Annotated in this window: 11 protein-coding genes; 3 read left to right on the top strand and 8 right to left on the bottom strand. The window is 69.0% G+C overall.

What is annotated here, in order from left to right; all coding sequences use genetic code 11:
- Positions 1 to 28: 28 nt before the first annotated feature.
- On the top strand, positions 29 to 673 hold the full coding sequence (locus tag Q0283_RS13550) for a GPP34 family phosphoprotein (protein WP_298045122.1): 645 nt from the start codon (positions 29 to 31) through the stop codon (positions 671 to 673).
- Positions 674 to 701: 28 nt separating this feature from the next.
- Here the strand turns inward: Q0283_RS13550 and Q0283_RS13555 are convergent, their stop codons facing one another.
- The 7 genes from Q0283_RS13555 to Q0283_RS13585 all read right to left on the bottom strand — a co-directional run bounded on the left by Q0283_RS13555 (position 702) and on the right by Q0283_RS13585 (position 7,143).
- Entirely contained in the window at positions 702 to 1,280 is a 579-nt protein-coding gene (locus tag Q0283_RS13555) for a DoxX family protein (RefSeq protein WP_183523786.1), read from the bottom strand.
- 50 nt (positions 1,281 to 1,330) lie between these two features.
- Positions 1,331 to 2,545, bottom strand: a complete 1,215-nt coding sequence (ilvA, locus tag Q0283_RS13560; RefSeq protein WP_221243445.1) for a threonine ammonia-lyase — start codon at positions 2,543 to 2,545, stop codon at positions 1,331 to 1,333.
- 158 nt (positions 2,546 to 2,703) lie between these two features.
- Entirely contained in the window at positions 2,704 to 4,239 is a 1,536-nt protein-coding gene (locus tag Q0283_RS13565) for an AI-2E family transporter (RefSeq protein ID WP_298045123.1), read from the bottom strand.
- 19 nt (positions 4,240 to 4,258) lie between these two features.
- On the bottom strand, positions 4,259 to 5,209 hold the full coding sequence (locus Q0283_RS13570; protein ID WP_298045124.1) for an aldose 1-epimerase family protein: 951 nt from the start codon (positions 5,207 to 5,209) through the stop codon (positions 4,259 to 4,261).
- A 33-nt stretch (positions 5,210 to 5,242) separates the two neighbouring features.
- Positions 5,243 to 6,148: a Bax inhibitor-1/YccA family protein gene (locus Q0283_RS13575; protein WP_298045125.1), complete on the bottom strand. Its 906-nt coding sequence runs from the start codon at positions 6,146 to 6,148 to the stop codon at positions 5,243 to 5,245.
- Between the two features lie 175 nt (positions 6,149 to 6,323).
- Positions 6,324 to 6,701 carry an SHOCT domain-containing protein gene (locus Q0283_RS13580; RefSeq protein WP_298045126.1) on the bottom strand — a complete coding sequence of 126 codons (378 nt, stop codon included), beginning with the start codon at positions 6,699 to 6,701 and terminating at the stop codon, positions 6,324 to 6,326.
- A gap of 1 nt (position 6,702) precedes the next feature.
- On the bottom strand, positions 6,703 to 7,143 hold the full coding sequence (locus Q0283_RS13585; RefSeq protein WP_183523767.1) for a DUF6325 family protein: 441 nt from the start codon (positions 7,141 to 7,143) through the stop codon (positions 6,703 to 6,705).
- A gap of 322 nt (positions 7,144 to 7,465) precedes the next feature.
- On the opposite strand from Q0283_RS13585, the gene Q0283_RS13590 reads away from it, so the two are divergent.
- Positions 7,466 to 7,942: a DUF6325 family protein gene (locus Q0283_RS13590; RefSeq protein WP_298045127.1), complete on the top strand. Its 477-nt coding sequence runs from the start codon at positions 7,466 to 7,468 to the stop codon at positions 7,940 to 7,942.
- 33 nt (positions 7,943 to 7,975) lie between these two features.
- Here the strand turns inward: Q0283_RS13590 and Q0283_RS13595 are convergent, their stop codons facing one another.
- On the bottom strand, positions 7,976 to 10,561 hold the full coding sequence (locus Q0283_RS13595) for a LuxR C-terminal-related transcriptional regulator (protein WP_298045129.1): 2,586 nt from the start codon (positions 10,559 to 10,561) through the stop codon (positions 7,976 to 7,978).
- 709 nt (positions 10,562 to 11,270) lie between these two features.
- On the opposite strand from Q0283_RS13595, the gene Q0283_RS13600 reads away from it, so the two are divergent.
- The gene (locus Q0283_RS13600; RefSeq protein WP_298045130.1) at positions 11,271 to 14,705 is read left to right on the top strand and encodes a hypothetical protein; all 3,435 of its coding nucleotides are present in this window, start codon (positions 11,271 to 11,273) and stop codon (positions 14,703 to 14,705) included.
- Positions 14,706 to 14,741 lie beyond the last annotated feature (36 nt).

A 14,741-nucleotide genomic window follows, 5' to 3' on the forward strand; every position in this document is an offset into this window, starting at 1 on the left:
CCGCCGTCGTTGTTGCTAGGTTGGGGTCATGCTCATCGTCGAAGAGACCTTCCTGCTGCTGACCAAGGACAACGGGGCCGCCGAGAGGGTCTCGCGATACCGCCGCCACGGGCTCGTCGCGGCCCTGCTGACGGACCTGGCCGAGGCCGGGGTCATCGACGTCGGCCAGGGCCGGGACCCCCGGGTCGCGGTGGTGCGGGCCGGCACCACCGGGGATCCCGTGCTGGACGCCTCGCTGCCCGCCCTGGACCGGTTGTCCGGGAAGAGGATCTCCGCGCTGCTGGCCAGCCCGGCGCTGGATCCGGAGCGGGCCGTGGGGCACGCGCTGGCCCGGCAGGGCATCGTGCAGGAGGTCCCCCGCCGGTTCCGCGCCCCTCACTACGTCATCACCAGCCCGGCACCGGAGATCGCCCTGCGCCAGCGGCTCGGCGAGGTCCTGGCCGGGACCCGTGAGGCCACCCGGGCCGACGGGACCGAGCTCGGCATCCTCAAGGCCCTGAACCTCGCCTACGGCCTGCTCGGCCCGGCCCGCGGCGACCTGGACCGCCGCGGGCTGGCACGACGCATCGTGGCCGTCTCCCAGGATAATCCCGCCGTGGCGGCCCTGCAGCGGAGGGTGGGCACCATCCCGGCCTCCACCACGGTCGCCGTGACCGCGGCCGGCGCGGCCTGAGCCGGTCGCCCCGACGCCGCCTGACCGCTCAGGCCGGATCCGTGGAGCCCTCTTCCACGGGCGTGACGGCCGGTTCCGGCGTCCCCTCCGCGGCCAGCGCCTGGTGGCGGCGGTAGACCTGGACGCCGATGGCCACGGGGATGGCCGCGACGGCGGCCGCCCGCATCCAGGGCCGGTCCAGGACGTGGCCGGTCGCCGCGTCCAGGGACACCCGCCCGGCACCGCCGACCGCGAAGGCCGTGGCGGCCAGGCCGAGCACCGCGGGGTACTCCAGGCCGCCCTCGGTGGCGAAGAAGCCCTGGGGGGCGTGCACGCTGGCCGCCACGCCCATCGTCGTGGCCGCTGCCGCCCCGGCGGCCGGCGTCGCCAGGCCGAGGGCCAGGGCCAGGCCGGCGCCGGCCTCACCGACCCCGGCGAGCACGGCGCTGGTCTTGCCCGGGCGGAAGCCCATGGCGTGCAGGCCCTGGCTGGTCCCCTCCAGGCCGCCGCCGCCGAACCAGCCGAACAGCTTCTGCGTGCCGTGGGCGATCAGTACTCCGCCGAGGCCGACGCGGAACAGCGTCCGGGCGGCGGTGGTCGCGTTGGGGGTGGGGTTCTCGTAGCTCATCGGGGTCCTTCCAGGTGGGCGAATGATGGCGCGGGTGCGCGCCGCCCACCCTAGCGCTCGGTGCGCGGCTGGTGCTGGTCGACCTGCGGCTGGTACCCGGAGGCGCGCAACCGGCCCAGCACCTGTTCGGAGTGGTCCAGGCCGCGGGTCTCCATGTCGATGGTGATCGTCACGTCGCCCATGCCCAGCGATCCGCCGATGCGCGTGTGGTCCACGCGGGTGACGTTCGCGTCCGTCTCGGCGATGATCCGCGAGATGGTGGACAGCTCGCCGGGCCGGTCCTGCAGGGACATCTTCACCGTCAGGTAACGCCCGGCCGCGGCCAGGCCGGACTGGATGACCTTGAGCATCAGCATCGGGTCGATGTTCCCGCCCGAGAGCAGCACCACGGTGTGCTTCGACTGGATGCCCAGCTCGGCCAGCTTGCCCTCCAGCAAGGCGGCCACCCCGACCCCGCCGGCCGGCTCCACGACCATCTTGGAGCGCTCCAGCAGGAACACCAGCGCGTTGGCGATGGCGTCCTCCGAGACGGTCACCACCCCGTCCACGAGCTCCCGGATGATCTGGAACGGGATCTGTCCCGGCTTGCCCACGGCGATGCCGTCGGCGATGGTGGACACGGTCTCCAGCGGCACCAGGGCGTCCGCGGCCAGCGAGGGCGGGTACGCCGCCGCGTTCTCCGCCTGCACGCCGATGATGTTGATGTGCCGGCCCTGGCGCCGGGCCATCTCCTTGACGGCCACCGCCACCCCCGCCAGCAGTCCGCCGCCGCCGATCCCCATGACCAGGGTGTCGACGTCGGGTGCCTGCTCGAGGATCTCCAGGCCGATGGTGCCCTGGCCGGCGACCACGTCCGCGTTGTCGAAGGGATGGATGAACACGGCGCCGACCTCCTCGGCGTACCGCTGGGCCTCGGCGAGGGCCTCGTCCACGTTGTTTCCGTACAGCACCACCTCGGCACCGTGGTCCCGGGTGGCCTGGAGCTTGGGCAGGGCCACGCCCAGGGGCATGAAGATCCGTGCCTTGATCCCGAGCTTGGAGGCGGCCAGGGCCACTCCCTGGGCGTGGTTGCCGGCCGAGGCGGCCACCACGCCGCGGGCCTTCTCCTCGTCGCTGAGCTTGGCCATCCGCACGTAGGCGCCCCGGACCTTGAATGATCCGGCGCGCTGGAGGTTCTCGCACTTGAGGTGCACCGTGGCGCCCGTGACCCGTCCCAGGGCCCGGGAGTGGTCCAGCGGCGTCGGGACGATGACGTCCCGCAGCATCTCGCGGGCCTGTTCGATGTCGGCCAGGGTGACGGGCAGGACCGGGCGGGTCCCGGAGGCCTCACCCACGGCGTCGGCACCGGCGTCAACACCGGCCTCGGCCGGCACGGTGGCGTCGTCCGGGGCGTGCTCCGGACGTTGGCTCTGCGGGGTCGTGGTCACTGGTGTCCTCCGTCCTGGTCCGGCCGGCGGCCGGAGCGGTCCATCCCCGTATTGTCCTCCCCCGGACCGGTCCCGCCGCGCACATTGCCGCCGTCGGGACTCACGCGGGCGGCGTCGGGGCCGTCGTCGTCCGCCGTGCCGGCGCCGCCGTGGTCACGCCAGCGCCGGGGGAGGAAGCGGGAACGGGTCTGGGACCGCTTGAGTTCACGGCGCGCCCGGCGTCGTTCCGTGACGCTGGTGCCGCCCCGGCCCTCGGCACCGTCGGCTCCCCCGGTGGCCTTGCGCACCACCCCGTCGATGGTCTCGTAGGCACGGCCCCACGGCCCCTCGAGCTCGGCGGCGCGCTCCTTCAGCGTCCCCTCCCGCGGGACGTCCGGTCTGGGTTCCTGGTCGCCCTCCAGCCACGGCCGGGCGTGGAAGTACTTGATGGTCGCGTTGAGGAACGCCATCAGCGGGACCGCGAAGACGGCACCCACGAGCCCCAGCACGGCCGTGCCCCCCGAGACCGCCAGGAACACGGCCAGCGGGTGCAGGCTGACCGCCCGGCCCATGACGAGGGGCTGCAGGACGTTACCCTCGATCTGCTGCACGAGCAGCACGACGCCCAGCATGATCAGCGCGTTGACGGGGCCGTTGGCCACCAGGGCCAGCAGCACCGCCACGGCGCCGGTCAGGAAGGCACCGACCAGCGGGATGAAGGACCCGAAGAACACCAGCACGCCCAGCGGCAGGGCCAGCGGCACGCCCAGGACCCAGGCGCCGGTACCGATGCCGACCGCGTCCACGAAGGCCACGAAGATCTGCACCCGCACGTAACTGCCCAGGGAGTTCCAGCCGGCCTTGCCGGCCCCGTCGATGGCCTCGCGGTGACGGCGGGGCACGAAGTTCAGGCAGAACCGCCAGATCCGCTGTCCGTCGTAGAGGAAGAAGATCAGGGCGAAGACGGCCAGCACGGTGCCGGCCGCGATGTTGCCGGCCGTGGAGCCGAAGCCCAGGGCGCCGGAGAGGATCTGCTGGCTGTTGTTGCGGACGGTGTCGCCGAGGTTGGCGAAGATGTCGTTCCACTGGTCCGTGGTCACGCCCACGCTGGCGAGCCAGGCGACGATGCCCTGGACGCCGACCATGATCTGGTCGCGCATGTCCGTGAAGCCCACGGTCAGCTGCTGGCCGACGAGGGTCAGCAGACCCACGATGATCGCCAGGAAGCCGATGATGATCGCCGTCACGGACAGGCCGGTGGGCACGCCCCAGCGGCGGAACCGCTGGTGCACGGGATTGAGCAGCGTGGCGAGCAGCGCCGCGATGATCAACGGGATGACCAGCAGGGACACGTGGCTGAGCAGCCAGATGCTCGCCCCGGCCATGGCCAGCACCAGCAGGACGCGCCAGGACCAGGCGGCGGCGACCGTCAGTCCGTAGGGGACGTCGGTGGCGACCCGGTTGGCCTGCTGGGATGCCGTGAGCAGGGGATCACGTCCCGGGACGGCCAGTTCGGCCCCGTTCCCGGGCGTCGGCTGGGGGGTGGTGCTCAAGGGCTTGCCTCCTGGTGGGTCACAGTCGCCCGGTGATGCCCCAGGCGGCTGCCAACTGGCCACCCGCGCCGATCCAGGCCAGGCCCTCGCCACTGTTGAGGGCGTTGGCCGGGGCGGTCATCGGCTCCACCGCCACCGCTCGGTGGCGGCCGGGGAACCTGTCCGTGAAGAACACGTGCACGTAGCCGTAGGCCGGTTCGGTCCACAGCTCCACGCTCCGGCCGTCCGGGGCGGCCAGCACGTGGTGGTGCAGTCCGTCCTGGCCGGGCACCAGGTCCGTGAAGGCGGCGTCCAGCAGCTCCGTGCCGACGCGCCGGCCGGCACGGAAATCCGTCGCGGTCCCGTCGACCGCGACGGAGCCGGTGGGGATCATGCGCTCGTCGGACTCCAGCCGGGTGCCGGCGGAGAGCGTGAGGGTCAGGTCCTCGCTGGGCACCTGGCCGATCCGCAGGAACGGGTGCGCACCGAAGGCCACCGGTGCCGGGCGGGGCGAGTGGTTGGTGAGCTGCTGGTGCACGGTGAGGGCGCCGGCGTCGTCCAGCGCGTAGTCGACCTGGTGCGTGAGCCGGAAGGGGTAGCCGTGCTGGGGGTGGATCTCACCGCGCAGGACCACCCGGTGCCCGGAGAGCCGGACGGCGTGCAGGGCCGTGTTCCGCAGCAGGCCGTGGCTGGCGTTGGACCGCGACGGCTCGGTCAGGTCCAGCTGCTGGGTGACCCCGTCCAGTTCCCATCGGCCGTCCCGGACCCGGTTGGGCCACGGGGAGAGCTGGATCCCGCAGGCGGAGGGTGGAAGCTCGTCCTCGTCGTAGGTCTCCACCAGGGCGGTGCCGTCCACCTCGTAGTGGCGCAGGGCGCCGGCCAGTGAGGTCACGGTCGCCTCGGCCCCGCCGCGGCGAATGACGTACTGCGTGCCGGTGGCCGCCGGCCCGCCGAAGGCGGGCATGGCGGCCACCGTGGATGCGTCGGTCATCGTGGGGATCGTCGGGACGGCGGTCCGGGACGGTCAGTCGTTGCCGCGCAGGATCGCCAGGATGCGCAGGATCTCCACGTACAGCCACACCAGGGTGACGGTGAGCCCGAAGGCCGCGGACCAGGAGTACTTCTGCGGGGCCCCGGCCTTGACGCCCTCGGTGATGGCGGTGAAGTCCATGACCAGCGAGAACGCCGCCAGGAACACGGCCAGGACGCCGATGCCCAGGCCGAGCAGCGGGAACTCGCCGCGCAGGCCGAACATGGCGTCGGTGACGCCGAAGAGCATCAGGAAGAGGTTGACCAGCGAGAACAGGGCGTAGCCGATCATCGCGATCATGAAGATCTTCACGGACTTGGCGGAGACCCGCCACTTCCCGGAGGCGAACAGCGCGAGGGTCACGGCGAACACGCAGAACGTGGCCAGCACGGCCTGGACGGCGATGCCCGGCCACATCTGCTCGAAGACCTGGGAGATGCCGCCCAGGAACAGGCCCTCGGCGGCAGCGTAGAGGAGGATCAGGACCGGCGACGGCTCACGCTTGAAGGAGTTGACCAGGCCCAGCACGAGGCCGACGATAGCCCCGGGGAGCATCAGGGCCGGCATCATCCAGCCGACCACCGCACCGACCAGGACGAGGCCCAGGGTGATGATGGTCTTGGCGATGACGTCGTTGTAGCTCATCCGCCCGGTGTCGGCGGGGCCGGCGGCCGGCTGGGCGTACATCTGCTCCAGCTGCTCCGGGGAGTACTGCGGGGTCCGGGGGGCCTGCTGGCCGTACTGCGGCTGCTGTCCGCCCGCGTACCAGCCCTGGCCCTGCTGGGAGCCCGGGCCGCCCTGATACCAGCCCGGTGCCTGCCGGGTCGCGGCGCCGCCCCGGCCGTCACCGGAGTGCATCTGTTCCTGGAAGTTCTTGCTGTTGAAGACGGGGTTGGCCACTGGCCATCTCCTCTGCTGATCGCGTGCGGTCCACGGTAGTGCGGCCTGACCTCGCGGGTCAGGCGTGGGGGGCTGGCTCCAGTCTACCGTCCGCATCCGAAAAGCAACCTGGCAGCGGGCGGATCCGCGGTCCGTCCGCTGTCAGCGCAAGGCGCCGTCAGCCGGTTCAGCCGGTTCAGCCCAGGAGCTTCGCCTTGGCGGCGGCGAACTCCGCGTCCGAGAGCAGGCCGGACTGCTTCAGCTCGGCCAGCTGCTGCAGCTGCGCGAGCACGTCCGCCCCGCCGGCGGCCGGTGCGGCGGGCGCGGCCTGTGGTGGCGGGGCCGGCACGGCCTGTGGTGGCGGGGCCGGCGCCGCGACGGCCTGGGCCGCGGCCGCGTCGGCCTGCGCCTGCTGCTGGGCGGCCGCGTACTGGTCCTGTTCGAACTGCGCCTGGGCCCGTCGGTCCCGGCGGTCCTGGACCCCACCGGAGACCGCGGAGGCGGTCCCGGCCACGACGGCGGTCCGGGCTGCGAGTCCGATGATGCCAGGGCGTCCACGTCGACGGAGGGGCATGTCAGTTTCCTTCCACTGGTTCGTACAGGTCGACGAGCGCGTTGACCACCGGCGCGGGGATGCGCTCGACCCGGAGCACCTCTCCCCCGGCCCGGGCCAGCTCCTCGGTGAGGGTCCTGGCGAAGGTGAGCTCGATGGCCATGACCACCGCGGAGGTCCCCGCCGCCATCGGCGCCACGAGGTCGGCCAGGTCCTCGTCCGCGACGATCCCCCCGGCCAGGGGGTCCGGCCCGGTGGCCAGTCCGAGGGGGTCCTCCCCCTCCTCCACCTCGACGACGTCGACCTCCCCGTCCTCCCTCTTGCTGACGAACACCAGGTCCAGCAACCGGACGACACCGGTGGCCAGCAGGTCGGCCAGTGCCCCGAAGGTACCGGCATCGGGTCGATCCGAGTCGAACCCCACGAGGTACAGCTCCACGGGTCCATAGCGGAACTCAGGCATCGTGTTCCCTTCCTCTTCCGTTCCTCTTCCCCGGCGTGTGTCCTGGCCTGCCGGTGACGGTCGTTCGCCGGCAGGCGTTCCCTGCACACCGGTCCTCTGGTTCGATGCTTCCCGCCCATGGACGGTGATGGTGGGGTGCTCATCCGGACCGGGCGAGCCCGGACGGCCCCGGGCCGGGACACCGGCAGCGTGGGCCGGGGGCCGCGCCCGCCCGCTCGCCCGTTCCAGGTGAGTCACCCCGACGGACCGTACGGGGACGTGTGACCCTCTGTGCGATCACCGAGGCGCGCCCTCGTGGTGCATCCCCCAGAAAGGCAGAACCATGGTCCCGAGGTCATCGTCCTGGCCGGGGCCCCTGGGGCCGGTGGAGTTCCTCGCCGCCCGGCTCGTCGAGGCCCGCCCGGACCCGGACCTGCTGCGGCGCCTGAGCGAATTGGTCCGTGCCGGAGGCGTCCGGGTGCTGGACTTCGTGGTCGCCAGCCGCACCGCCCACGGCCGGGTCTCCTGGAGCGACGTCGATGCCGAGGAGTTCTCCCTGGCCGGCGTCGACCTCCTCGTCCCGGGGATGATCACGGAACAGGACATCCGGGAGGTCCTGGCCATGGTCACCCCCGGCGGCTGGGCCATCATCCTCGTCGAGCACACCTGGTCCTCCCCGGAGCGCCAGTTCAGGCACCCGGGGGCGATGGTCGTTCCCGTGGCCCACGTCCCGGCGGCGGCCGCGGAGGCCGCTCTGGAGGCGGCCCTGTCCGATCAGGAGCGGACCGACGACGAGGACCCGGACGACGGCCCGGCCTGAGACGCGGCGACGGTCACCGTTCCGGGCCCGCCGTCACGGAGCCACCCTCTGGGCCTCACGCCGGCTCTGGACGCCGAGCTTGCGGTAGATGGCGCGCTGATGGGTCTTGACCGTGTTCACCGACACGTAGAGTTCCTCGGCGATCTCCCGGACCGTCCTGGAGGTCTGCAGCAACCGGAAGACGTCCCGCTCGCGCTCGGACAGCGCCTCCAGCACGCCACCGGCGGGGGACATCGTCAGGCACGCGGTGATGAAGCCCTCGTGCCGCGTCCGGCGCGAGAGGTGGTCCGCGAGCAACAGCCGCATGTCCAAGTCGCCGTCGCAGAAGGGCACCCGGATGTCCTCCGCCGTGGCTGTGTCCAGGGCAGACTCGCACAGTTCGTGCGCGAGGTCCGGCTCGCCCCGGTGCTTGTGCACGAGTGCGGCGGTGGCGCGGGTGGCCACCCGGACGTAGGAGATCCCGAAGGAGGAGCGGTGGTGTGCCAGCAGGTGCAGGGCGGCCGCCGGATCGCCGGCGCGCCGGAGTATCCCGGACAGGGCCACCCCCACGAACGGCGGGTCCGCGGTCCCGGCGTGCCTCTCGGCGAGTGCGACGGCCCTGACGCGGTGGCCGGCGGCCTCGTCCAGGACCGCCACAGCGGTGTCCCGGAACACCGCCCGGTCCACGCCGTGGACGTCTCCGGGGGGAAGGGCCTGGATCTCGGCTGCGGCCCGACGTCGCATCGCGGGGTCCTGGGAGGCGGCGGCGTTGAGCGCCAGCACCATCCGCGCGACGCCCGTGAAGGACATCCGCGAGTCACCGCTCTCGATCACCCGGAGCAGCTCGCGGTGCGCCGTGGCGTGGTCCGCCGACCAGTACGCCAGCCAGCCCGCCGCCAGGGCGCCCCCGCCGCTCCCGAAGTAGGCCCCGGTGAGCGTCGGGGGCTCGCGCTGGGCCGCCAGCCGGTCCAGCACCTGGCGCGCCCGCCGGTGGTTTCCGCTCCAGGCCGCCGCGGACGCGAGGTGACCGAGCGCGCGTCGTTCCAGGGCGAGGTCTCCCAGTGCGCTCGCCTCCCGTGCCGCTGCCGAGAGGAGCTCCTGGCCCAGGCCGGGAAGGACCTGCAGACGCAGTGCGTTCCAGCCGAGGAGGAAGAGCACGGGGGCATGCTCCCGGCGGTCCAGCGCCTGGGGGGTGGCCAGTAGCTCGTGACCGTCCGCGCAGGCCCGCAGGGCCTCGGCCTGGTCGTCCACCAGGAAGAGCCGGGCGAGGCGTAGCACCGCACCGGTGCCGCCGTCGGGACCGGTGCTGCCACCGGGACCGGTCCTGGCCGCCAGCCGGGTGGCCCGGGCGAAGCGCGTACGGGCCACCCGGTGCTCGCCGATGATGTCCTCGGCACAGGCCCACACCAGCAGGACGCGGGGGTCCTCGGCCACCCCGTCCGGCAGGCCGGCACACCACTGGGCCACGGCGGTGGCCTGGTCGTCCACCAGCAACCCGACCCACCGCCGGGTCAGGGTGTCCACCGCACGCTCCACCGCACCGGCGGCCACCAGGTGTCCCATGGATGCCAGCGGATCCGTGGCCTCCAGGAACCGGGCGGCCCGGGCGTGCGCCTCCCGCCACCGTGAGTCCTGCTCCGCGGACTGGATACGTCCGCACTGACGGGCGAAGACGGGGTGCCACCGGTAGGCCACCCTGCCGTCCAGGTCGAAGCGGTGGAGGAAGATGCCGCGACTCGCGAGGTCCTCGAGCAGGGTCCCCGCGTCAGGTCGCCCGGTCACCGCGACGGCGAGGTCCGGGGTGAGCTCGGGACAGGCGGTGGCCGTCATGATGAACGACGCCAGGTGCCCGGGCAGTGCCGCGAGCACGTGGTCCCGGATGTAGTCCCCCAGCCGGGTGTGCGCGTCCTGGTCGGCTGGAGCGGGGCGCTGCCCCCCGAGGATCGCCAGGCGGGTGGCGATGGGCCAGCCCTGGCAGTCCTCCATCAGGTCCCGGGTCCCGAGCCCCGACCCGAGGTGCGCGCACAGCCGGGACAGCTCCTCGACGTCGAAGGCCAGGTCCTCGCCGGACACGAGGGCCCCCGGGTCGGTGAGCAGGACCCTGGACAGTGCCACTTCGAGGAACGACGTGCCCACCAGGACCAGGCGCAACGGATCCGGCCTGCTCTCCAGGAGCAGGCCCAGCAGGCCGCCGCCCAGGCCCCCACCGGCCCGCTGGGCGTCGTCGATCACCAGGTAGACCTGCGCATCCAGGTCCTGGGCGGCCCGGCAGACCTGCCGGTACACGGCCTTGACGCCTCCTCCGGCGTCGATGCCGGAGAAGGCCCCGGAGGAGCGCACCCCGCGCGGCGGCAGGGCCTGGAGGGATTCCACGATGCCGGAGGTGAGCGCGGAGGGGTCGCTGTCCGCGGAACTGAGCGAGAGCCAGGCGACCGCACCGGCGTGGGAGGCGGCCCAGGTCGCCACCGCGGTGGTCTTCCCGTAGCCGCTGGGTGCGGCCACGATCGTCACCGGGTGCTGTGCCGTCGCTGCTTCCAGGGCCGCGTGCAGGCGGGGCCTGCCGATGGTACCGGCGGGCGGTTCAGGTGCGCGGTACCGGGCCCAGGAGGAGAGACGTGAGGGCGGGTTCGCCTGGGTCACGGTCCCGAGTGTAGGCCGGGACGCCCCCGGCCGGGAGGTCCCGGCGGCGGCTCGGAGACACCCCAGGACCGGCCCGGTCCCGTGGACGGTCGGAACCATGGTGCCCCCGGTGGGACTCGAAACCTCCCTTAGTCTTCCTCTAGCGTGGACTTCCCCGTAATTCAGGGGTTTCTGATGCGGTGAGATTAGTGGAATTCCGGCCAGTTGTGGGCAAAGTGTGGGCAAAACGTGGGCACGAACGCGACCGTAGATCATAGGTCCCTCGGTCGCCGACGTTTTGGTCCGTGGTGCTCACTAGGGATACGACGCAGCGATGGCTGCGTCCGAGACGCTGAGAACAGTCCTTGTGCTGTTAACCAAGTGACGCTAATCGTGCAAGTATCGGGAGGCTGTGTTGAGATGAGCGCGTAACGAAACCGCACGCTAGCAGCTTTTCCTGCCTTCGATCACTTGTTTGAATACGCGCGAAATGGGCACTAGACATACCCGACAAAATCAACAGGAAGGCGGACGGTGGCGCATAAGAAGTCCGATCATTACGCATCTTTGCGGGCGAACTGTGACGATCTTCCCGGCAGCATGGACGCCAGCCAGTACAAAGAAAGTCGTTGGGGTCAACGCAACGGCTCATCGTTGGCTGAGGAGACTTGGTGATGTTGACGCACATTAACTGCACGAGCATACGGCTCGTCTGCAGTTTGGAGTCGAAGTGAGCCCGAGGCCGGGTGGTGAAGCCGACAAGCTGGGCAACAAGTACGAGGCAGCGTGGGCAATTAGGCATGCGCTTTACTGCATCGCTGATGACCGCCATTCACTGACACTCGAAGATGTGGATATTGAAGTCGGCAAAGGGGCGGAGTTCACCTTCGTAAGCAGTACATCCACTGAGGTTCACCAACTCAAGCGTCAGAATGGAAGCAGTAATAGCTGGACGGTTCGGTCTCTCGCTGACCTCAGGGTTTTCGAGGCGGCGGCCGCTCATGTTGCGGCAGGCCGCAAGTTTCACTTCGTATCTCTAGTCCCTTGCCGTCCGTTGCAGGAGTTGGCTGAGCGAGCTCGGAAGTCGTCCGATCTGACTTCGTTCACTCAATCCTGGCTGACAGGCGAGCTCCGTCCTGTCTTTGATCAGGTGTCTGCCACAGGCATTCTTGGCAGTCCGCAGAACGCATGGGACACCTTGCGGGGCATGTGGTTCTCGGTCCAGGACGAGCACGACATCATCCGAATGAACGCAATGTTCGCCGGACGTCAGTTGGGTGGGGCGACGGGGCATTTGATTGCTCTCGCGATCGGAGACATCCTTCTCGACAACCTAGGCCGGCGTCTTACTCGGACTGAGCTTCTGGAGCTACTCACTCAGCAAGACATCCGTCCGCTCGAGGCTGCCTCGCACCAAAGCGCGCACGAGCAAGTCAGTGCTCTCACGAACAGTTGGCGCGAATCGGTCCAACGCGAATTGCTGCAGCCCCGAATTGAGCGAGCCGAAGCTCCTCAGCTTATCGACGCGCTTCGCGATCGCCAGATGGGCTTTGTGGCCGGTACGGCCGGTGGGGGTAAGAGTTCCGTTCTAGAGCAGTCTGTCGAGTCACTTGAAGCGTCAGGCGCCGAAGTGCTAGCGATTCGCCTTGACCGCCTCGAGTCGTTTGCCTCCACGACGGACTTAGGCCGACAGCTTGGACTAGAAACCTCGCCGGCGGTTGTGTTGGCACTGGCTGCCGAAAGCCGGGACGCGTTTCTTGTCATTGATCAGCTCGATGCGGTCAGCCTTGCGTCGGGACGAATGCCCGAGAGCTTCGACATCGTTGTGGACCTCATTGGAGAAGCGTTGTCGGTATCGGGCGTCAAAGTCATCCTCGCCTGCCGAGAGTTCGACATCGACAACGACCATCGGATTCGGTCTTTGGCTAACCGGCCCGACACGGTGAGGGTGTCGGTTGGCCCTCTCTCTGGCGACGTAGTCAACGCCGCCGTCAGTGAGATGGGTTTCGATGCGACGGTTTTGACTGATTCCCAACGATCGATCCTGCGAATTCCGATGCACCTCGTGCTACTTAGGACAATCGCAGGCCAAGAGGGAGCGCTGGCATTTCAATCCAAGGGCTCACTGTTTGAGGCCTATTGGGAGCGTAAGCGACAAACCTCTCGTGCAAGGCGAGTTAATGTGCGATTTAACGAGGTGATCAGTCGGGTCGCAAACGCGGCAAGCGACCGCCAGACGCTCTCCGTCCCGGTCGAGATACTTGATGACGGTGACCTGATCGAGGATGCGAACGTGCTTGTTTCGGAGCACGTCCTTGCACGTGACGGCGATCGGATCGCGTTCTTCCACGAGACGTTCTTTGACTATGCGTTTGCTCGGCAGTGGGTGTCGCGATCAGAGTCCTTGGTCGACTTTCTGCTTCGACACGAGCAAGAACTGTTCCGCAGAGCGCAGGTACGTCAGATCCTGCAGCACCTCCATGATCGCGAGCCTGGGCGTTTCCGCGTTGAAGCATCAGCCCTGTTGATGAGTGAACAGGTGCGTTTTCACATCAAGGCGACCGTGCTCGCAGTGCTCTCCAACTTGATCGTTCCGACCAGCGAGGATGCCGAGGTCATCTTCGAGGTTGCTGCAACGGTGCCGCGGCTTGAGGAGCAACTCTGGTTGCACACACGCCGCGCCCCGTGGTTCAGGAGGTTCTACGAGGACGGCACGATCACGGCCTGGCTTGATAGCGGGGAGCCGATTCTTGGGAAACGTGCGATCAACCTGATGATGAGCGCAAGTATGGAGCTACTGGGCGAGGTCGCCGAGCTTTTACGTGCACGTCAGGCTGCGCCTGAGTACCTCGACTGGCTGCGCTGGATCGTTCGGTTCTCCGACGCGCATCAGAGTCGCCCGTTGTTCGACCTATTGCTCGCGGCGGTGCGCGAAGGTGGCTTCGACGCCGCCGAGCATGAGCTGTGGCTGGCGACGCACAACCTTGCAGAGCACAAGCCGCTTTGGGCAATTGAGTTGATTGAGGCACGGGTCATCGACCACGCACAAGGACTTCAGCTCGACGAGAGGGGGAGGGTGGCTCTTCTCAATGTTCGCGAGTATGGCGCAGCTAAGCTGGCGCGCGAAGCCGCCGCAGCCGAGCCCCTGACCTTCGTCCAGACTGTCGTTCCGTATCTACGTCAGGTCATGGCCGCCACGGCCTACGAGCCGCGTCCCGATGATCCCATTCCTGACCGACACTTCTCCGCGCGATTTGATGTCGACGTGCTTGATGACAGAAAGCTTGATGATGCGCTGTTCACTGGCTCAATTCGTGCACTCGAAATGCTTGCTCGGACCTCACCGCACGAAGTCCGACCGCTTCTCGAAGAACTAGCCGCCGATCCGCACGATGCGGCTCAGTTCTTGCTCTACCGGGCGCTGACTGCTGGTGCTACCAACTTCGCCGATTGGGCGGCAACTCTGATTCTGGAAGGTGGCACCCGTCTTGATTGCGGTTACATGTCGGACTCCGACTGGGCCACGCGCGAGTTGGTCCATGCGGTTGCGCCGCACCTTAGCGACGAGGTTCACCGGCAGCTTGAAGACAAGTTCCGAGACCTGCACAACACAAACGAAAGTCGATACAGTTTCGGACGGTCCGCGTTCACGTTGCTTTCGGCTCTTGAGGAAGAGCGACTAAGTCTAGATGGCAGACGTCGGCTGGCCGAGTACCGCCGAAAATTCCAGGAACACGCGCCGTCGAAGCCGCGCGGCATCATTAGCGGCACGATCGACTCGCCAATCGGGCCGCAAGCAGCGAGCAAGATGACCGATGAGCAGTGGCTTAAGGCCATGAGCAGGTACAACTCTGACGAAACGAATTACGGCACCTTCACTGGTGGGGCCCGCGAGCTGTCGAGTGTCCTGCGTAAGGAAGCCGCTGCAAACCCGAGTCGCTTTGCCGGCTTAGCACTCCAACTAACGCCGGAACACAATGCAGCATACGCCGCTAATTTCTTGATGGGCTTCGCGGATGCCGACCGCTCTGACGAGACGGCACCACTCATTTACGACGCCGTTCGACACATCGCGTCCCTCGGGCATGATGAGGTCGACCGCTGGCTTGGTGACGCGCTGCAACGCTACTACCGCGACGTGCCGCTGGATCTAGACGGTATGTAGTGACCGCTCCGGCGTGGAGGGGTTGCGGGCCGGGGC

This window comes from uncultured Citricoccus sp. (assembly GCF_937871995.1).
Classification (GTDB): domain Bacteria; phylum Actinomycetota; class Actinomycetes; order Actinomycetales; family Micrococcaceae; genus Citricoccus.